At 59.7% G+C, this 17,964-nt stretch carries 16 protein-coding genes and 1 tRNA gene; 8 read left to right on the top strand and 9 right to left on the bottom strand.

Translation table 11 applies throughout. From position 1 onward, the window contains the following. Window positions 1-18: 18 nt before the first annotated feature. Window positions 19-1,467, top strand: a complete 1,449-nt coding sequence (locus GWQ29_RS19225; RefSeq protein WP_275920098.1) for a catalase — start codon at window positions 19-21, stop codon at window positions 1,465-1,467. Between the two features lie 545 nt (window positions 1,468-2,012). Here GWQ29_RS19225 and GWQ29_RS19230 read toward each other — a convergent pair. Continuing rightward, window positions 2,013-2,339 (bottom strand): YnjH family protein, encoded by a 327-nt coding sequence (locus GWQ29_RS19230; protein WP_212541016.1) that lies wholly within the window; start codon window positions 2,337-2,339, stop codon window positions 2,013-2,015. 215 nt (window positions 2,340-2,554) lie between these two features. On the opposite strand from GWQ29_RS19230, the gene GWQ29_RS19235 reads away from it, so the two are divergent. Then, a complete protein-coding gene (locus GWQ29_RS19235; RefSeq protein ID WP_275920099.1) occupies window positions 2,555-3,763 on the top strand; it encodes a hypothetical protein in 1,209 nt (402 codons plus the stop codon). A gap of 135 nt (window positions 3,764-3,898) precedes the next feature. Continuing rightward, the gene (locus tag GWQ29_RS19240; protein WP_275920100.1) at window positions 3,899-4,672 is read left to right on the top strand and encodes a transporter substrate-binding domain-containing protein; all 774 of its coding nucleotides are present in this window, start codon (window positions 3,899-3,901) and stop codon (window positions 4,670-4,672) included. 53 nt (window positions 4,673-4,725) lie between these two features. Here the strand turns inward: GWQ29_RS19240 and GWQ29_RS19245 are convergent, their stop codons facing one another. After that, window positions 4,726-5,106: a hypothetical protein gene (locus tag GWQ29_RS19245; RefSeq protein WP_181455349.1), complete on the bottom strand. Its 381-nt coding sequence runs from the start codon at window positions 5,104-5,106 to the stop codon at window positions 4,726-4,728. 195 nt (window positions 5,107-5,301) lie between these two features. Between GWQ29_RS19245 and GWQ29_RS19250 the strand changes: the two genes are divergently transcribed. From GWQ29_RS19250 to GWQ29_RS19260, 3 genes are all read left to right on the top strand, one after another. Then, window positions 5,302-6,681 (top strand): phosphatase PAP2 family protein, encoded by a 1,380-nt coding sequence (locus GWQ29_RS19250; protein WP_275920108.1) that lies wholly within the window; start codon window positions 5,302-5,304, stop codon window positions 6,679-6,681. Then, window positions 6,678-7,766 carry an AI-2E family transporter YdiK gene (gene ydiK, locus GWQ29_RS19255; protein ID WP_059169392.1) on the top strand — a complete coding sequence of 363 codons (1,089 nt, stop codon included), beginning with the start codon at window positions 6,678-6,680 and terminating at the stop codon, window positions 7,764-7,766. The genes GWQ29_RS19250 and ydiK overlap by 4 nt, the downstream gene beginning before the upstream one ends. Window positions 7,767-8,131: 365 nt before the next feature. After that, the gene (locus GWQ29_RS19260) at window positions 8,132-8,599 is read left to right on the top strand and encodes a GNAT family N-acetyltransferase (protein ID WP_275920101.1); all 468 of its coding nucleotides are present in this window, start codon (window positions 8,132-8,134) and stop codon (window positions 8,597-8,599) included. 383 nt (window positions 8,600-8,982) lie between these two features. Here the strand turns inward: GWQ29_RS19260 and GWQ29_RS19265 are convergent, their stop codons facing one another. Further along, window positions 8,983-9,378, bottom strand: a complete 396-nt coding sequence (locus GWQ29_RS19265; RefSeq protein WP_139461573.1) for a hypothetical protein — start codon at window positions 9,376-9,378, stop codon at window positions 8,983-8,985. A gap of 528 nt (window positions 9,379-9,906) precedes the next feature. Here GWQ29_RS19265 and dhaR point away from each other — a divergent pair. Further along, window positions 9,907-11,808: a dihydroxyacetone kinase operon transcriptional regulator DhaR gene (dhaR, locus tag GWQ29_RS19270; protein ID WP_275920102.1), complete on the top strand. Its 1,902-nt coding sequence runs from the start codon at window positions 9,907-9,909 to the stop codon at window positions 11,806-11,808. Window positions 11,809-11,914: 106 nt separating this feature from the next. Here dhaR and GWQ29_RS19275 read toward each other — a convergent pair whose 3' ends face one another. The 5 genes from GWQ29_RS19275 to GWQ29_RS19295 all read right to left on the bottom strand — a co-directional run bounded on the left by GWQ29_RS19275 (window position 11,915) and on the right by GWQ29_RS19295 (window position 17,177). Further along, window positions 11,915-12,997 carry a glycerol dehydrogenase gene (locus GWQ29_RS19275; RefSeq protein WP_265434475.1) on the bottom strand — a complete coding sequence of 361 codons (1,083 nt, stop codon included), beginning with the start codon at window positions 12,995-12,997 and terminating at the stop codon, window positions 11,915-11,917. A 150-nt stretch (window positions 12,998-13,147) separates the two neighbouring features. Beyond that, on the bottom strand, window positions 13,148-13,864 hold the full coding sequence (gene dhaM, locus GWQ29_RS19280) for a dihydroxyacetone kinase phosphoryl donor subunit DhaM (RefSeq protein WP_275920103.1): 717 nt from the start codon (window positions 13,862-13,864) through the stop codon (window positions 13,148-13,150). A gap of 1 nt (window position 13,865) precedes the next feature. After that, window positions 13,866-14,495 carry a dihydroxyacetone kinase subunit DhaL gene (gene dhaL, locus GWQ29_RS19285; RefSeq protein ID WP_275920104.1) on the bottom strand — a complete coding sequence of 210 codons (630 nt, stop codon included), beginning with the start codon at window positions 14,493-14,495 and terminating at the stop codon, window positions 13,866-13,868. A 15-nt stretch (window positions 14,496-14,510) separates the two neighbouring features. Beyond that, entirely contained in the window at window positions 14,511-15,581 is a 1,071-nt protein-coding gene (gene dhaK, locus GWQ29_RS19290; RefSeq protein WP_275920105.1) for a dihydroxyacetone kinase subunit DhaK, read from the bottom strand. Between the two features lie 237 nt (window positions 15,582-15,818). After that, on the bottom strand, window positions 15,819-17,177 hold the full coding sequence (locus tag GWQ29_RS19295) for an NCS2 family permease (RefSeq protein ID WP_275920106.1): 1,359 nt from the start codon (window positions 17,175-17,177) through the stop codon (window positions 15,819-15,821). A gap of 228 nt (window positions 17,178-17,405) precedes the next feature. Here GWQ29_RS19295 and GWQ29_RS19300 point away from each other — a divergent pair, with 228 nt between their 5' ends. After that, window positions 17,406-17,738 (top strand): cupin domain-containing protein, encoded by a 333-nt coding sequence (locus tag GWQ29_RS19300; protein ID WP_265463330.1) that lies wholly within the window; start codon window positions 17,406-17,408, stop codon window positions 17,736-17,738. Between the two features lie 141 nt (window positions 17,739-17,879). Here the strand turns inward: GWQ29_RS19300 and GWQ29_RS19305 are convergent. Next, a tRNA-Asp gene (locus GWQ29_RS19305) sits at window positions 17,880-17,956 on the bottom strand. Window positions 17,957-17,964 lie beyond the last annotated feature (8 nt).

A 17,964-nucleotide genomic window follows, 5' to 3' on the forward strand; every position in this document is an offset into this window, starting at 1 on the left:
CAACAAGGAGAGACATTCATGACTGACAAGACACTGCACAGTGCCAACGGCGCCCCCGTCGTCGACAACAACAACAGCCTTACCGCCGGTCCGCGCGGCCCCGTGCTGATGCAAGATATCTGGTTGATGGAGAAACTCGCCCACTTCGACCGCGAGCGCATTCCCGAGCGGGTGGTTCACGCCAAAGGCTCGGGCGCCTACGGCACCTTTACCGTGACCCACGACATCAGCCAGTTCAGCAAGGCCGACCTGTTCAACGCCATCGGCAAGCAGACCCCGGTCTTCCTGCGCTTCTCTACCGTGGCCGGTGAGAAGGGTGCTGCCGATGCCGAGCGGGACGTACGCGGCTTCGCCCTCAAGTTCTACACAGAGCAGGGCAACTGGGATCTGGTGGGCAACAACACCCCGGTCTTTTTCATCCGCGATCCGCTGAAATTCCCCGATTTCATCCACACCCAGAAGCGGGATCCGCGCACCAACCTGCGCAGCGCCACCGCCGCCTGGGACTTCTGGTCACGCCATCCGGAATCCCTGCATCAGGTCACCATATTGTTCAGCGATCGCGGCATTCCCAAGAGTCTGCGGGAGATGAACGGCTACGGCAGCCACACCTTCAGCTTTATCAACGACGCCAACGAACGCTTCTGGGTCAAGTTCCACTTCAAGACCGAGCAGGGCCACAGCTTCTACACAGATGAAGAGGCGGCCAATGCCGTCGGTCAGGATAGAGAGACCAGCCAGGCCGATCTGTTCAATGCCATCGAGCGGGGCGACTTCCCGCGCTGGAAGGTCTATGTGCAGGTGATGCCGGAGGCCGACGCCCAGAGCTACCGGATCCACCCGTTCGACCTCACCAAGGTGTGGCCGCACAGCGACTATCCGCTGATCCCGGTGGGGGTACTGGAGCTCAACCAGAACCCGGACAACTACTTCGCCCACGTGGAGCAGGCGGCGTTCACCCCGGCCAACGTGGTGCCCGGCATCGGCTTCTCGCCGGATCGCATGCTGCAGGGACGGCTCTTCTCCTACGGCGACACCCAGCGCTATCGCCTCGGGGTCAACCACGGTCTGCTGCCGGTCAACGCCCCGCGCTGCCCGTTCCACCACGGTGCCCATCGTGATGGCGCCATGCGCAGCGACAGCAATGGCGGCGCCAGCCCCAACTATCAGCCGAACCGCTTTGGAACTCAGCAGCCGAGCGAGCAGCACGAACCGGCCTTGAGTCTGGAAGGGGCTGCCCTGCACTACGATTTTCGTGACTACGACAGCGATTACTACAGCCAGCCGGGCAAGCTGTTCCGCATCATGGATGAGGGGCAGCGCTCGCGCCTCGCCGCCAATATGGCACGCTCCCTCATCAACGTGGAGGATGACGCCATCGTCGTCGCCCAGCTCCGGCATCTTGAGCAGGCCGACCCCGAGTACGCCAAGCGGGTGGAGCTGGCACTGGCTGCGCTGCAACGCTAAGCGACCAGGATGCAATAAAAGAACGGGGGCCGGCGGGCCCCCTTCTTTCAACCCCAGTACACGGGATAAATTCTGAGCCCACGGCACGTCGAGTCTTGCAGCAGAAACGGCAATAAAAAAACGGAGCCCCAGGCTCCGTTTTCAATGCTGTATCAATCCCGAACGCAGCGCCCTCGCGCTCTGCCCGTTCCCGTACCAACAGGCGTTTATACCACCAGTGACTGCGACGACGTTGGATATGGCAAAGGGAGGAAGAGCGACCCGCCCACGACTGAATCCATCGCACGTCGAGTCTTGCAGCTGAAATGGCAAATAAAAAAACGGAGCCCTAGGCTCCGTTTTCAATGCTGTATCAATCCCGAACGGAACGCGCTTCGCGCTCTGCCCGTTCCCGTACCAACAGGCGTTTATACCACCAGTTACTGCGACGACGTTGAGTATTGGAAGAGCGACGAGCCATTTCTTAGGTCCCAGCCAAGAGAAGGAAAGAGCCGCATTATGCGATAGAGATCACGTCCATGTCTTTAGCTGGATCAAGAAAAGCCTCACTGGCCCAGGCTAATTGTCTCGCTATCCGACGGTACCCTGGCCACAGGCGTCACCTGAGGCGGCAAGCGCCAGGCCAGTGGGCCATTGGTCTCCTGCTCGTTTTGCGGGCCACACTCCAGCCAGCGATTCCCCTGTTGAATTCGGGCACCCAGCGAATACTTCTGATCCTGATACCAGCAAATCCGTTCCGGCAGCGATCCCAACGGCAACACCCATTCGGTCCCGACCTCTGCCCGCGTCACCTTGACCGGTTCGGCTGCCACGCCGCTCGTCCCCAACATGGCCAGCAACAGGCAAGCCGTCCCACCCTTGATTCGATTCATGACATCACTCCTTGCGCGATACCAGTATCGGGCGACCATAACAGGCGCAAACTTGATTAATAAGCCCAGCGCTGGCTGGCATTCCCGACCCAGTATGATAGCCTGCCAGCGCCTGCCCACGCCCGTCAAAACCGGCGCAGGAAAACCCCGGTAGATTTGTCAGCCATCGACAAATATAACCTTATTTATCAAATCGTTATTTGGATATTATCCCAATGCGTATCATGCCGTTGCTCCAGGCGGCCTGCCTGAGCCTGATGTTGTCCGCCTGCGTTGCCCCCCTGTTGATGATGAGCCCGACCAGCCAGCTGATGTGGGCGCTGCTCAAACCCCTGGTGGGCTTCGATCCCAACGAAGCCAATCTGTTCGAACAGCCCATCATCAAGGATCGGATGACCAGTATTCTGGGCCCCAACTACGACAGCACCATGCAACTGCTCAAGACAGCCAACGAGCTGCAGCAGGAAGGCCCGCTGTTCTACGTGGTCTCCCGCTATGCCCCCATGCCGGATGTAGCCAAGCAGGCTGGCATGGTGTGGAACTCACAAACCAACCAGATGTCCGTCATGCTGCTCAAGGGGGATGGAACTCCTCAGGTATTTGGCGAAAATCTGGCGGCAGCGACACCAAGCTGGCCAACCGAGATGCAGGGCTGGCAGGCTCAAGCCAAACCGGCTGCGACCGCGCTATCCAGTGCCAACACTGCTCTGACCGATACCAACAAGGTACTGACAGGGGCCACAGCGACCACCTCTGTACTCGGCAATGTGCTGGGTTCAATACAGCAAGGCGCCAGCAAGACCATGGCTGATACCACCAAGCAGGTGGTGGACAGTGCTACCGCCTCGGCGCAGCAGCAAGCCAACAAGGCCGTCGCCGATACCACCAAACAAGTTGTCAGCAACGCCACCGCCTCGGCGCAGCAGCAGGCCAACAAGGCAGTCGCCGATACCACCAAGCAAGTCGTCAGCAACGCCACCGCCACGGCGCAGCAACAGGCCAACAAGGCAGTCGCCGATACCACCAAACAAGTCGTCAGCAGCGCCACTGCCTCGGCGCAGCAGCAGGCCAACAAGGCCGTCGCCGACCCCGCCAAACAAACCGTCAGCAGCGCCACTGCCTCGGCGCAGCAGCAGGCCAACAAGGCCGTCGCCGAACCCGCCAAGCAAGCCGTCAGCAGCGCCACCGCCTCGGCGCAACAGCAAGCCAACAAGGCCGTTGTCGAACCCGCCACGCAAGCCGTCAGCAGCGCTACTACCACGGCGCAGCAGCCGGCCAACAAGGCCGTCGCCGAATCCACCAAGCAGGCTGTGAGCAGCAGCAAGGCCACCCTTGATGCGGCAGCCAAGGCCGACGCGGCGCGGCGACAGAGCGAGCAGGCGCGCGCCGCCGCCGAAGCAGAGATGGAAGCGCTGCTCAAATAACCTGGACAGGCCATCATACGATGGCCTGTTTTCCCTCCCTCTCTCCCGAATTGTGCTGCGAATCACCCCCTTGCAGCAGAAACCATGAACTTCTCGATATAGCCCCCTAAGATAATTTTCGCAAGGAGTGCCGTCATGTCACGTCTGCTCAGCCTGATCATTTGCTGCTGTCTCGGAGCTGCACTGCCCGCCTCCGCATTCACCTACTATTCCGAGCAGAACATGCCGTTCAACGGCCAGGATGAACAGGGCAACAGCACAGGGTTGGCGGTCGAACTGCTGAGGCTGATGTGGCAGGAGATGGGGGAACCGGAGCAACCCATTCACTTCATGCCCTGGGCCAAGGCCTGGTACCTGCTGACCCAGCAACCGGATGCAGTGTTGTTCACCACGGCACATACGCTGGCGCGGGATCCTCACTTCCTCTGGGTTTGTCCCATCAGCCACTCCCGGGTCTCCTTGGTGGGCCGCAAACGGGATGCCCCCAACGTCAGCAACAAGGCCGACCTGACCAAATTGCAGATTGGTGTCATGCAGGCCGATGTAGGGGAACAACTGCTGCTCAATCGGGGCATCAGCCCCGCCAACCTGATGTCGGTGGAGCGGATGGATCAGGTGGTACGCCAGCTCATCATGGCCCGCACCGATCTGGTGGCGGGCAACGAGGTGATGCTGTTTCATCAAGCCAAACAGCTGGGTTTTCTACCTGATACCTTCGTCACCGTCGCAACCCTGGCAGAGCAGGACAACTGCTTCGCGTTCAATCCGGCGGCCGACAAGCAGCAGGTCGCTCGCCTGCAACAGGCGCTGGACAAGGTCAGACAGGGGGAGGCGTTCAAGCGGCTGATCGCCCGCTATCAGGATGTGGTGCAATCCCCGCCAGCGGATCACCTGCCCCTGATTGAATGAAGACAGATGCAAACAGGCCACCCGAAGGTGGCCTGTTTCATTGCAACGCACTGTTACTGGAAGTGGCTGTCGTGTTCGGACTTCTTGGCCTGGGTGCTTTCGCTGTGCTCGATGGCGGTGCGGATGAGATCCACCCCGGCGCGGATGATCAGCACCCCCATGTTGACCAGCTTGACGCAGACCCACATGAAGGTGATGAGCAGGATCAGCTTGAGCACAGTCTGGAATGCTTCCAGGAAGTTCTGTTCGAGCTGACCGGTCAGGCCGCTGGCACTGGTCATCAGCCAGGTGTAGACCTCACGCACGAACGGGATTCGGCTCGGCATCTCCAGCACATCCAGTGCGGCAGGCAAGGCCTGAAAGATAACGATGCTGCCGAACAGTATCAGGATGACACCGATGGCAATGCCCAGAAAAAAACCAAACTGTCTCATGGAAGGTCCCAAGGTTTGCTGCATGAAAATAACATAGCTGCCAATACTAGGGACTGCCTCACCCCACGGCAATCCTTCCTCGCCTTGCTGCCGTGTACCAAACCCGCCATCAGCTGGCATCCAGACATGAAATCATTGCCCAACTATCTGATTTCTGTGACCCTTGCGCTCATCCACACCCACAGTTCAGGCGCCATGTTTCGCTACTGTTTTTTACTGCTTTGTGCCCTGCTGCTGGTGCAACCAGCCTCAGCCGATCCCACCGCCGCTGTCTGCGTGGTCAAGCATCAGCAACAACTGCTGCTGGTGCAGGACAGGGTCTCCTCCCGCTACAGCCTGGCCGGGGGCTACATAGATGCAGGCGAGACACCGCAGCAGGCCGCACAGCGCGAGCTGTTTGAAGAGACAGGGTTGCGAAGCCGGATCAGGGGTGAATTGGGGCAATGGCAGGGAGCTGTCCTGTTCGCCTGCCAGGCCCTGCAACCCATCAGGGTACAAACAGGCTCGGGTTTTGTCTCACTGATGCAGGCCCCCAACCTCGGCGGTGAAATACTCAATGCAAGGCTGATCGACCCGGCACAGTTGCCACATGCACAACGCCGCTTCCCGGCGCAGCTCGACTGGTTGGCGCCCAGATTGGCCGACATTCCCGACAGCCCTGTTTTGTGGCTGCACGACTTCAGTACCGACGGCAACGAGTTGCACCGGGCAGAGCTACCGCTGATCCGGCAGTTGCAGAGCTGGCTCGGTACTGGCGCGCTCTGGCTTGATGCCAGCAATCTGTTTGGTTCAGCCGCGTTTCAGCTTGCCCTGTTACCTTTGCTGCTGCCGCTGCTGGGCTGGCCTCGCCTGAGTCAGCTGTTGCTGGCCATGCTGACCCTCACACTGATGGTGCTCGTGGCCAAGGAGGGTATCGGCTGGCCCAGACCCTTCCACCTCGATCCCGCACTGGCACAACAGGGTGCACAGGGCTTTGGCATGCCAAGCGGCCATGCTGCCTCGGCGCTGCTGTTCTGGGGCGTGCTGCTCAGGCTATGCTGGCCCGCCAATCCCTGGCGCAGCGTAGCGTTGGCACTCTTGCTGGCTGCCACGACAGGGTTGGCCCGGGTCTGGCTCGGCGTTCATTTCTTCTCGGACGTGGCGGCAGGACTGCTGCTGGGCGCGCTGATGCTGGCAATTCACGCCGGATTATCCAGTATTTCAGCAAAGCTACCGAGCTGGAGCTGTCTGACCTTTGCCTGCGCACTGGCCGCCTGGTGGATCCAATCCTCTGCCCTGGCTGGCCTTGCCATGTTCAGCCTGGGTCTGATGCTCGGCATGCTGCTACCTTTGGCGCGCGCACGGACACAATACTTGCGAATGCTGACGGTTACCCTGCTCGGTGGCCTGCCCCTCGGGGCGCTGCTGTGGTCGCTGCCACTCTGGCTGACCAGCTCAAGACTCACTCTTCTGGGCCAGTGGCTACTCTATTGTTGCCTGGGGCTCTGGCTGAGCGCCGGCCTCTGGTGGATACTCTCACTCATGAACTCTGACCCGTTACCCAGGGGCTCCGGCTCCGACAAGGGATTGTTATGAATATGAAAAAAGTGGATTTAGCCAAGACCACGCTGGGAGTGCTGTTTCTCAGCATTCTCATCATCTCGTGCTTCATGGTGCTGCGCCCCTTCCTGCCTGCACTGGTGTGGGCCACCATGATCACCATAGCCACCTGGCCACTGATGCGGATGGTACAGCGCCTGCTATGGGGCAAGCGCATGCTGGCAGCCCTCTTCATGACGCTGGTACTGTTGCTGATGTTCGTTATTCCGCTGTTCATGGCACTGGCCAATGTGGCGGAGCAAGCCCCCATGCTGATCGAGCTGGGCACCACCATCAGCCACTCACCGCCCCCCGAGCTGCTCTGGCTGCAACAGGTCCCTCTGGTGGGCACCAAGCTGTATGAGTTCTGGCAGCAGATCCTGGCGAGCGGCGGCCAGGTACTGTTTACCAAGCTGGCCCCCTACTTCGGTCAGACAGCCCGCTGGCTCGCCTCCCAGGCAGGCAATCTGGGATTGCTGTTCGTGCACTTCCTGCTGACAGTCGGGATCTGCGGCGTGCTCTATCACTCGGGTGAGATGGTGGCGACCGGCATTCGCCGCTTCGCCCACCGCCTTGCTGGCGAGCGCGGTGACAATGCCACAGTGCTCGCCTCCCAGGCGATCCGCGCCGTGGCCATGGGCGTCGTGGTGACCGCTCTGGTGCAATCATCCGTGGCCGGTATCGGCCTGCTGATTGCAGGCATCCCCTACACCATGGTGCTGGTGGTGGTGATGTTCCTGCTGATCGTGGCCCAGATCGGCCCCTTCCCTGTATTGCTGGCCTGTATCGGTTATCTCTACTGGAGCGGTGACACCACCTGGGGCACCTTCCTGCTGGTATGGTCACTGTTTGCAGGCACCATGGACAACATACTGCGTCCCTTCCTCATCAAACGAGGAGCGGATTTACCGCTCATCCTGATACTGGTGGGGGTTATCGGTGGCTTGTTGACCATGGGAATTATCGGTCTCTTCATCGGCCCGGTCGTGCTGGCGGTGGGTTACACCCTGCTGGATGCCTGGGTGAGAGAAGATGAACAAGCCGCAGCAGAGCCGCTGCTTGCCCCGCCAAAGGCGGAGTGAAAGTTTGGCAATAATTAGCTGATACAAAGAGCCGCCCATAAGGGCGGCTCTTTTGTTTATTACCGTCCGATGCTGGTTCGATTAGCGAAGCGTAATCGGATGATCGAGATGCCGCTGTCCCGGTTGTATCCGTGAGCCGGCGGCATCTGGCAGAGGGGAAATATGGATGGCCGTGATAGCGGGGGTATCGATTTACGCGGACGTCCGATTACGCCTGACGGCTAATCGAACCTACGGGATAAGTCGTTGCTTTCGATAGAAAGCATCCGTAATATCAATTGACATGAATGTTGCAGTGTACAAGTCCAAGACGCGATCACGCCCAGCACATAAGTACTAATACATTAAACGTACAAGGAGGGTATATGCCATCTATTCGTAAGGCTAAAAAGTCCGATGTGACTAGGATATGGGATATTAGGACACAAGCAATTTTGAATGTTTGTGCAACGCATTATACTGCAGATGCAATTTCAGCCTGGGCCAATTCACCAATGCCAGAAGGTTTCGATGAAATATTAGTTAGTCTTGGGGCTATAGTTCTAGAGGAACAAGGGGATTTAGTTGGTTTTGGCTTTGTTGATGAAAAAAATAGCACTCTAGAATCTATATTCGTTGACCCTAGAAGTATCGGAAAAGGGTACGGAAAGCAAATTGCTAATGAACTGCAATATATAGTAAAAAATGCTGGTGTACAGACATTGAAGTTTTCGTCTTCCCTTAATGCTGTTGAATTCTATAAGAGCATAGGCTTCAAGGCAGGCAAGGAAACATTTTGGGAGCATCCTTCAGGTTTTTCATTAGGGTGCGTTCCTATGACAAAAGCAATCTAGTAAATGATGTTTAATAAGTATAGTCAGGGTGAAATTTCATCATGGTCATTTTATCTTAAATCGTATCTTTGAATCACTCTATACCAGAGTGATTCAAAGAATTTCACATCGGCCAGCTCTTCACTATTTTCACCCACCTGATATTCGGCATCAGAGATGCCGCCGTTCAGGATTTTCTGTGAATCAGTGGCATCTGGCAGAGAGGAAATGGGAGTGGCCGTTATAGCGGGGAAATGGATTTACGCGAACGTCCGATTACCCCTGACGGCTAATCTAACCTACGGGCCTAACACCCGTAGTACACAGTATTTTCGTTAAAACGAAGCCGCAAGAGCAATGCAGTTAATGTATTTGGCGTATTATATTATCTCACCGATACGGAATCATTCGCTGAACCATTTTCCTTGGCGCATTAGCGACTGTTCTCTCCCACATGTTATGCGAACCATATTCGAAATTGCACCATTAGCGACATCATGATCCTTTTGGGTCAAAAAGTCTTCTACGTAGAGTTTTGAACCGTGGAGAATCACATCTAAGTATCGCCGGAGTTCCACCTCATCAAGCGCCGTTGCTCTAAGCTGAAAAGGCTCATGCAGTGCAGCTTGAAGGAAAGCCGCACGCTCTATGTCTTTTTCTATAACCTCGAAGTCAGGGCGGCTCAAGGGGATTGTAACCACGAAGTCAGCGAAACCACTTGTTATTGAAATGTTCAGTGAATATACCCCATCACAAAATGAGGCCTGCATACGTAGAGCGTCATATTTTATTTCTTTCATTCACTACTCGAGTGCAGAATAGATGTTCGTTAGTAAGATAGCAGTGATTATATGGAAGGCGATACTATCTGTTAATAGAGCCTTCCGTACAAATTTGAATTACTAGGGTGGTTGTCACAAAAAACTTTTAAAGTCAGGGGGGTGCCTGCATCTGGATCTGAGCTCACTAGCTCAGCTTCATTTTCTTGAACAAGTCAGGAGTATGAGTTCGGTGAAAAATATTTAGCTCAGTTTGCCAAGATAAAAGGCTTCGGCAGGTCAGGGGCTTGTAGTTAACAAAAATTGACGTGGATAAATAACCCGGGGCGTGGCAACGCCCCGGGTTATCTGTCGGTAGGGGAGGGTCAGGCGGGCTGGTGCAGGGTGATGCAGCGAATTCCACCACTGGCGACGACCTTGTCGTCAAATTCGGAGGCGAACCCGACCGGGAGAAGGACGGGGTTGCCACCCTCTGAGGCAGGTCACTGAATCGGACCCGCTGGCGTGGTTAAATGGTCGGCTCACATCTTGCCGGATATTGCTGTGACCATGCCATCTGACCTCCAGCCGCTGCTGCCTTGGCCTGACTATCTGCAGGCATCCTGGCTGCGCTGCGCCCACCAGACCAGTGCCACCCTCTGGCATCCGCCCCACAGCGCCAAGGGGCAGACCCTGCAGAGCCTGCGCCAGCGCAAACGGGATCTGCTCACCACCGGCGAGATGGCCCTCGAAGATCTCTACGAATTTATGGAGGGGCGCCCCTGCGCCCTGCTGCTCACCGACGAGAGCGGTTGCCTGCTGGCCCAGACCGGCCACCCCGACACCCTGCGCGAGCTGGCGGCTTTGGGGTTTGGCCCCGGCGCCTTTTTCAGCGAGGGGCGCATCGGCACCAATGCCATCAATCTGGCGGCGCTGGAGGGAGTGCCGCTCTGCGTCAGCGGCCCCCAGCACTTCAACCAGACCCTCCATCCGTGGCACGGCTGCGCCAGTCCGGTCTACAACAGCAACGGCCGTCAGGTCGCCATCATAGCCCTGATCTGCAAGTTGGAGGAGGCAAGCGCCGGGGATCTGGCGCTCACCGTCAGTGCCGGTCGCGAGCTGGCCCATCTGCTGCAGATGGAGACCCTGATGCAGGAGTCCCAGCACCACCTGAGCGAGCTCTACGCCCTGCTCGACGGCATGGATGACGGCGTGCTGGCCTGGGATCCCCAGGGCCGGCTACGCTACCTCAACGGGCTGGCGGCCAACCGGCTGCGGCTCGATCCTGCGCTCTGTCTCGGTCAGCCGCTGGAGCAGCACCTGTTGTTGCCCCAGCGTTTGCAGCTGGCCATCAAGGGGCAGACGCCACTGAGTCATGTGGAGGTGACGCTGGAGCGGCTCGGCGGGCAGGAGGGGGAGTTCATCAATGCGCTGGTGAGCCTCAAGCCGTTGCCGGGGCCGGAGGGGGTCAGCTTTATCGCCCTGCTGCACCCGGTCGACCGCCTGCGGGCCATTCACCAGCTGCGCCAGACGGTGCCCGAGTTGTCGGCGCTGGTGGGGGAATCGAGCGCCATGCGCAAGCTGCTGCGCTACGCCCGGCAGGCGGCCCAGAGCCAGGGGCCGATCCTGCTGCGCGGCGAGGAGGAGGTGGGCAAGGCCCAGCTGGCGGAGGCGATCCACTTTGGCAGCGAGCGGGCCGCCGGGCCGCTCATTACCCTCAACTGTCAGGCGCTGCCGAGCGAGCGGATGGCACTGGAGCTGATGGGCTCCGACGAGGCGGGGCAGGAGCGGGCGGGCAAGTTCGAGCTTGCCCACGGCGGCACGCTCGTGCTGGAGCAGGTGGAGTGCCTCTCTGCCCCCATGCAGGCGGCGCTGCTGCAACTGCTCAAGACCGGCCGCATCCAGCGCTTCGATTCGGCCCGCATACTGCCGCTCAAGGTGCGGATCGTCGCCACCAGCAGCGCCCCGCTGGAGCAACTGGTGCAGGAGGGGCTGTTTGGCCGCCAACTGCTCTATGCCTTGCAGGCGTGCGAGCTGTGGCTGCCGGGCTTGCGGGAGCGCGCGGCCGATCTGCCGGGCCTTATCAGCCAGCAGTTAGGGGCGCAGGGGCGCGAGCCGATGCGCCAGTTCAGTCCGGCGGCACTCGATTGCCTGCTCGCCTATCCCTGGCCCGGCAATCTGGGGGAGCTGCGCAGCGCCGTCGAGCATGCGCTACTTCACTCCGGTCAGGGGCTGATCCCGCCGGAGGCGCTACCCGCCGCCATTCGCCACGGCTATCAGCTGGTAGCGGATGAGGTGGTGGGGCAACCGCTGCTCACGCTTGCGGAGTTGGAGCGCCAGGCCATTTTGCGCTGCGCCCACGCCTGCAAGGGGCAGGTGAGCCAGATGGCCCAGCATCTTGGCATCAGTCGCACCACCCTCTGGCGGCGGCTCAAGCTGCTTGAGATCGATCCCGTCGACTATCACGGATAGTGATGATGGGCTCTGCAGCGTGAAGGAAAAAAACCGCCCAGCCTCAAACAACAAGGCCCCGCAGTTGCGGGGCCGTGTTATATGGCAAGGTCAGCAGTGGCTGATGTTACAGCCCCAGCTGGTGGGCGGTGACTATGGCCGCCAGCACATCCTCGGCGGTGACCTTGAACGGCATGTTATGGATGGTCTCACCCTCGGCGGTAGAGGCCTTGGCCACATCCATCAGGCGCGCCATGTCCAGCTCCTTGACCCCCATCATATGCAGGTTGGTCGGCAGGCCAATTGAGCGGCAGAAGGCCAGCACAGTCTCGATCTCCGCCATGGGCGCATTCTCCAGCACCAGCTGCACCAGGGTACCGAACGCTACTTTCTCACCGTGATAGAGGTGGTGACACTCGGCGAGCTGGGTCAGGCCATTGTGGATGGCGTGGGCGGCGGCCAGGCCGCTGCTCTCGAAGCCGATACCACTCAGATAGGTGTTGGCCTCTATGATGTTCTCCACCGCCTTGGTGCAGAGCCCCTGCTCCACCGCCAGCTTGGCCTTGTAGCCATCGGCCAGCAGTGTCTTGTAACAGAGCTCGGCGATGGCCTGGGCCGCCAGGGTAGAGGCACCACCGGCCATGGTCTGGCAACCGGAGACCTTGTTGGCCCGCGCCTCGAAGTAGGTGGAGAGCGCATCCCCCATACCGGAGACCAAGAGCCGCACCGGGGCGCGGGAGACGACGCCGGTATCCATGATGACCATATTGGGGTTGGTCGGGATCATCAGGTATTCGCTGAACTGCCCTTGTGGGGTGTAGATGACCGCCAGCGCGCTGGTAGGCGCATCGGTGGAGGCGATGGTGGGCACTATGACCACTGGCACCTTCTGGTAGAAGGCGACCGACTTGGCGGTATCCAGCGTCTTGCCGCCACCGATGCCGATGATGACGTCGAACGGCGTCTGGTTGCAGCGGGCCAGCAGGCGGTCGATCTCGGGGCGGGAGCACTCGCCGTTGAAGCAGTCGAACTCCGGTTTGATGTCCACGCTGTGGAAGCTGGTGGCAACCGTGTCGCCAACCAGCTTGGTGACGAAGGCATCGGCCAGAATGAGCGGCTTGGCGCCGAGCGCCTTGACGTAGTTGCCGATATTGGCGAGGGCCCCGTTGCCTTGCACGTATTTGCTGGGGCTGATGATGATGCGGTCCATATTCTATCCCTCTCTCTAGTTCATAAGACTTCTTTTGAAACTAACAGGGGCGAAGGGGCGGCTGTGCCGGGGAGTCCTTCGTCTTTAAGTGGCGCGGCAGCTGGCCCATTCGGTCGGTGCCACGCGTTGAAACAGGCTGGTAAGCGGCGATCAGTCGCCGAAGCGCTCGTCGGCCAGTTGCTGGAAGCAGATCAGTGCGGCGTTGGCATCCTCCCCGCGCGCCAGCAGGGCGAGGGTGTCGCCCTGACGCACGTTGAGCATGGTGAGCCGGGTCAGGCTGCGGGGGTTGGCCTCTTTCTCCCCCTTTTGCAGCTTGAGTTCAGCGGCAAAGGGCTTGAGGGCGGCCACCAGACGAGCGGCGGGGCGCACATGCAGGCCGTGGGGGTTATCCACCACCACTTCGCAGCGCAGCCAGCCATCGTCGGTAACGGGGGCCGCCTCAGTGGCGGCCTGCGTAGCGCTGGCAGGCAGCATCGCCTGTTTCGGGCCCAGTGAGCCGAGCGCTTCGGCGGCCACCTCGTCGAGGCTCATACCTGAACCTGCCGCCACCACGGCGGCCAGGGTGCCCTCGACCAGCGGGGCGGGACAGAGCCGCACCCGGGCGCTCAACTCGGGGGGCAACAGTTCGAGGGCGGTTTCGGCGCTCAAGAGGGCGCTGCCCAAGTCCATCAGCACCAGCACGCCGCTGCCGTCGTCTGCTTCTTCTATCGCACTCATCACGGCGATGGCATCTGTGCCTATGGGGTGGTCGGGATCATCGACCCCGGCCGCCAGCAACAGCCGTGCCGGGCTGCCCAGCTGGTCGGCCAGCGTTTTCAATCCGGCCGCCAGCATGGCGCTGTGAGAGACAACTACGATACCTATCATGTCACAACCTCGCTCTATCACGCAGGGCGGTCAGCAGCAGCAGGGTCGAGGTGGCTCCGGCATCCTGATGGCCTATGCTGCGCTCGCCGAGATAGCTGGCGCGCCCCTTGCGGGCCTGCATCTGTATGGTGGCCTCAGTGCCGGCCGCCGCGGCAGCCACCGCCTTGTCCAGCGCTTCGTTGAGGGGCAGATCTTGCTGCTGGGCCTGTTGCAGGGCGGCCAGTGCCGGCCACCAGGCGTCGCACATTGTCTTGTCGCCCGGCTCGGCGCGGCCGCGAGAGACGATTCCCTCGACACCATCGCTCAGCATTTTGCACAGCTGGTTGAGGCTGAGGCTCTGGCAGGCGTCGGTGCTGGCCGCCGCCCGGATAAAGAAGGTGCCGTAGAGCGGGCCGCTGGCGCCGCCGACCGAGGAGAGCAGAGTCATGCCGGTGGTTTTCAGCACCTGACCGATGTCTTTGTCCGCCACCGCAGGCAGCTTCTCGGCCACCTTGGTAAAGCCGCGCTGCATGTTGAGACCGTGGTCGCCATCGCCGATGTCGGTATCCAGCGCAGTGAGGTAGTCACGCTGCTCGGTGAAGATGTGTTCGCAGTCGAGCAGCCAATTGACGATGTGATGTTTGCTTAGCATGAGAGTAAGGGCTCCTTAGCAGCCGCGACGCAGGGCGGGGGTGTGAACGGGGGCATCCCACAGGGTCATCAGCTCGTCGTCCACCTTGAGCAATGTGATGGAGATACCTGTCATGTCGAGGGCGGTGCAGTAGGGACCTATCAGGTTGCGCACCAGATGGATGCCCGCCTCTTCGCACAGGGCCGCGAGGCGACCATAGACGCCATACAGCTCTGAAATCGGGGTGCCGCCCAGGCTGTTGACCAGGGCTATGACACGATCGCCCCGGTTGAGCGGTTCGATGAAGGTGTGCTCTTCCTGCCAGCTGCCGGAGGCTCTGTCCCAATGGCGCAGGGTGCGGCCATAGGGGGTGTTGTCCGCCAGCTCGCTGAACATGTCATCCACCAGGGTATTGAGGTCGGTGAAGGGGCGGCGCGCTATACCGGGTTCGCCGTGGATGCCCACGCCAAACTCCATCTCGTTGTCCGCCAGAGTGAAGGAGGGCTTGCCGGCGGCAGGCACGGTACAGGCGTGCATGGCGACGCCTATGGTGCGACTCTGATTGTTGATGCGACGGGCCAGTGCCTCGCAACGGGTCAGGTCATAGCCGGCTTCGGCAGCGGCTCCCACCAGTTTTTCGCACAGCACTGTGGTGGCGACGCCACGTCGACCGGCGGTGTAGAGGCTGTCTTTCACCGCCACGTCGTCATCGATCAACGAGAAGCCCACCTTGACTCCATCGCCGTGCAGCAGCTCGACTGCGGTCTCGAAGTTGAGCACATCGCCGGTGTAGTTCTTCACCAGGAACAGTACGCCAGCACCGCCATCGACCGCCTGACCGCACTCGTACATCTGATCCGGGGTCGGCGAGGTAAAGATTTCGCCGGGGCAGGCACCATCCAGCATCCCCTTGCCCACCAGACCGCCGTGCATCGGCTCGTGGCCGCTGCCACCGCCGGAGACCAGCGCGACCTTGCCCATCACGGGAGAGTCGGCGCGGGTGATGTAGTGGGGTTCGATACGTACCTTGAGCTCGGGGTGGGCGGCAGCCATCCCCATCAGTTGTTCACGGACCACGGCATCGACGGCATTGATCAGTTTCTTCATGGCTCACTCCTTGGCTTGCCACCGCTCGGGTGGGCAAATGGTTGATGAAGCCAGTCTAACGGGATAAATCGGGAGAAAAATGACGGCCTGTTCGGTTCGGATTTGAAACAGAAGAAAGGCCATTGGTGTTTCAATCTGAAACAGCGAGAGGCAAACGGGCGGGAAACTGTTAGCGGCCTCACAGCCATGAAAAAGGGCCCGCAGGGCCCTTCGCTACAACCGGAATAAGTGAACGGGTTAGATGGCCCAGCCACCGGCATAGAAGACCACCAGTGCCACGGCAATGATGACGGTGCCGACGTTCAGCTTCTTCCACTCGGCGGCAAACAGACGACCCACGACCAGCGCCACGAAGCCCAGCATGATGCCGGTGACGATGTTGCAGGTGAGCACGATGAAGACGGCGCACAGCATGCCAGCGAGGGCATCGACCGAGTCGTTGAAGTCCAGCTTGGTGACGTTGCCCAGCATCAACAGACCGACATACATCAGGGCCGGTGCGGTGGCGTAGGCTGGTACCAGATAGCTGAGCGGCGAGAGGAAGATCATCAGCAGGAACAGCACGCCGACCAGGGCTGCGGTCAGACCTGTCTTGCCACCGGCAGCGGTACCTGCGGCAGACTCGATGTAGACGGCAGCCGGAGCACCACCCACCACGCCAGCCACCATGCTGCTGACGGAGTCAGCAGTCAGGGCCTTGCCACCGCTGATGATGTGTCCACGCTCATTGATAAGACCCGCCTGACCGGCCACAGCACGGATGGTGCCGGTCGCGTCAAACACGGCGGTCATCACCAGCGCCAGTACGGTCGGAATGACCACAGGATTGAGGGCGCCCAGTAGATCCATGCTGCCAACCAGAGAGCCTTTCTCGCCGGTCAGGCTCGGCATGGCGAAGAAGCCCTGCCAGGTCACTTTCGGGTCGAAGATGAGGCCGAGGATGGAGATGGCGACGATCACCATCAGGATACCGCCCGGCACCTTGCGACGCTCCAGACCGAAGATGGCGGCCAGACCCAGCACCGTCATGATGACCGGGAAGGAGGTCACTTCACCCAGCTGAACCGGCAGACCGGCCCCTTCGTTCTTGATCACCATGCCGACGCCGTTGGTAGCGATCAGCAGCAAGAACAGACCGATACCTATGCCGGTGCCGTGGGCGATACCGGAGGGCAGGTTATCCAGGATCCACTGGCGCACGCCGGTGACGCTGATCAGGGTAAACAGCACACCCATCAGGAAGATGGCGCCGAGGGCAACCGGAATGCTCAGTCCCTGACCCAGTACCAGACTGAAGGCGGTAAAGGCGGTGAGGGAGATGGCGCACCCGATAGCCATGGGCAGCTTGGCCCACAGCCCCATCAGCAGAGAGCCGAAGGCGGCGATCAAACAGGTTGCCACGAAGACGGGGCCCTGCTCAAAACCGGCAGCACCCAGCATGTTCGGTACCACTATGATGCTGTAGACCATGGCAAGGAAGGTAGTCAGCCCTGCCAACAGCTCCTGGCGCACACTGCTGCCGCGCGCGGAAATGGAAAAATAAGAGTCCAAAAAGCCGCCGTTCCCTGATTGGGCGGCCATATCTTGCTTTGCCATGACATATCCTGAAAGTGTGAAGGAAATCGTTTGCGTTTGTGGCGCGCAAAATAGCAAGAATTTGTCGAAATTGCAGCGAATTCCCTGACTTTTTCATCAAAATGGCGGAAAGCGTTCTCGTTCGGACACAAGTTTGCATACCAGCTTGTTACTGCTATCACCTTCATCCAGGGGACACACTTCTATACTGCAGAGAACACATTCGCACAGCCAGACGGGAGATAACCCATGCACACACGCAATCTGCTGAACGATATCCCCTCGCCACTGCCTACCGAGCTCTTTCAGGATCTGGTCAGTACCAACCACCTGCGGATAGAGCGCATTCTCTCTCACGGACATCAGACAGCACCGGGAGAGTGGTACGATCAAGATGAACATGAGTGGATCCTGGTCGTACAGGGCGAAGCCAATCTGCTGTTCGTCGATCCCCAGACCCAGGCACAACAGTCGGTACAACTGGGCCCGGGCGATCACATCAATATTCCCGCCCGCCAGAAACACAGAGTGGAATGGACTCACCCCAACATGACAACAGTCTGGCTCTGCGTATTCTACTGAGGTGGATAAGAAGGGGACGGCAAGGGCCTTTGAATGAAGTTGAATTGATACAGCGAAGGGAAAATGGGAGCCGCTGAGCAGATGAACTTGAGGTATCAAAAAGCAAAAAGGCCTTCCCGATTGGGAAGGCCTTCAAATTAATGGCGGAGCGGACGGGACTCGAACCCGCGACCCCCGGCGTGACAGGCCGGTATTCTAACCAACTGAACTACCGCTCCGCTGTCTG

It is taken from the genome of Aeromonas sp. 2HA2, assembly GCF_029237345.1.
Lineage (GTDB): Bacteria > Pseudomonadota > Gammaproteobacteria > Enterobacterales > Aeromonadaceae > Aeromonas > Aeromonas salmonicida.

Bases quoted from the DNA above. Each gene is read 5' to 3' on its own strand.
- GWQ29_RS19225 (WP_275920098.1), top strand. From the start codon at position 19: ATGACTGACAAGACACTGCACAGTGCCAACGGCGCCCCCGTCGTCGAC.
- GWQ29_RS19230 (WP_212541016.1), bottom strand. From the start codon at position 2,339: ATGAATCGAATCAAGGGTGGGACGGCTTGCCTGTTGCTGGCCATGTTG.
- GWQ29_RS19235 (WP_275920099.1), top strand. From the start codon at position 2,555: ATGCGTATCATGCCGTTGCTCCAGGCGGCCTGCCTGAGCCTGATGTTG.
- GWQ29_RS19240 (WP_275920100.1), top strand. From the start codon at position 3,899: ATGTCACGTCTGCTCAGCCTGATCATTTGCTGCTGTCTCGGAGCTGCA.
- GWQ29_RS19245 (WP_181455349.1), bottom strand. From the start codon at position 5,106: ATGAGACAGTTTGGTTTTTTTCTGGGCATTGCCATCGGTGTCATCCTG.
- GWQ29_RS19250 (WP_275920108.1), top strand. From the start codon at position 5,302: ATGTTTCGCTACTGTTTTTTACTGCTTTGTGCCCTGCTGCTGGTGCAA.
- ydiK (WP_059169392.1), top strand. From the start codon at position 6,678: ATGAATATGAAAAAAGTGGATTTAGCCAAGACCACGCTGGGAGTGCTG.
- GWQ29_RS19260 (WP_275920101.1), top strand. From the start codon at position 8,132: ATGCCATCTATTCGTAAGGCTAAAAAGTCCGATGTGACTAGGATATGG.
- GWQ29_RS19265 (WP_139461573.1), bottom strand. From the start codon at position 9,378: ATGAAAGAAATAAAATATGACGCTCTACGTATGCAGGCCTCATTTTGT.
- dhaR (WP_275920102.1), top strand. From the start codon at position 9,907: ATGCCATCTGACCTCCAGCCGCTGCTGCCTTGGCCTGACTATCTGCAG.
- GWQ29_RS19275 (WP_265434475.1), bottom strand. From the start codon at position 12,997: ATGGACCGCATCATCATCAGCCCCAGCAAATACGTGCAAGGCAACGGG.
- dhaM (WP_275920103.1), bottom strand. From the start codon at position 13,864: ATGATAGGTATCGTAGTTGTCTCTCACAGCGCCATGCTGGCGGCCGGA.
- dhaL (WP_275920104.1), bottom strand. From the start codon at position 14,495: ATGCTAAGCAAACATCACATCGTCAATTGGCTGCTCGACTGCGAACAC.
- dhaK (WP_275920105.1), bottom strand. From the start codon at position 15,581: ATGAAGAAACTGATCAATGCCGTCGATGCCGTGGTCCGTGAACAACTG.
- GWQ29_RS19295 (WP_275920106.1), bottom strand. From the start codon at position 17,177: ATGGCAAAGCAAGATATGGCCGCCCAATCAGGGAACGGCGGCTTTTTG.
- GWQ29_RS19300 (WP_265463330.1), top strand. From the start codon at position 17,406: ATGCACACACGCAATCTGCTGAACGATATCCCCTCGCCACTGCCTACC.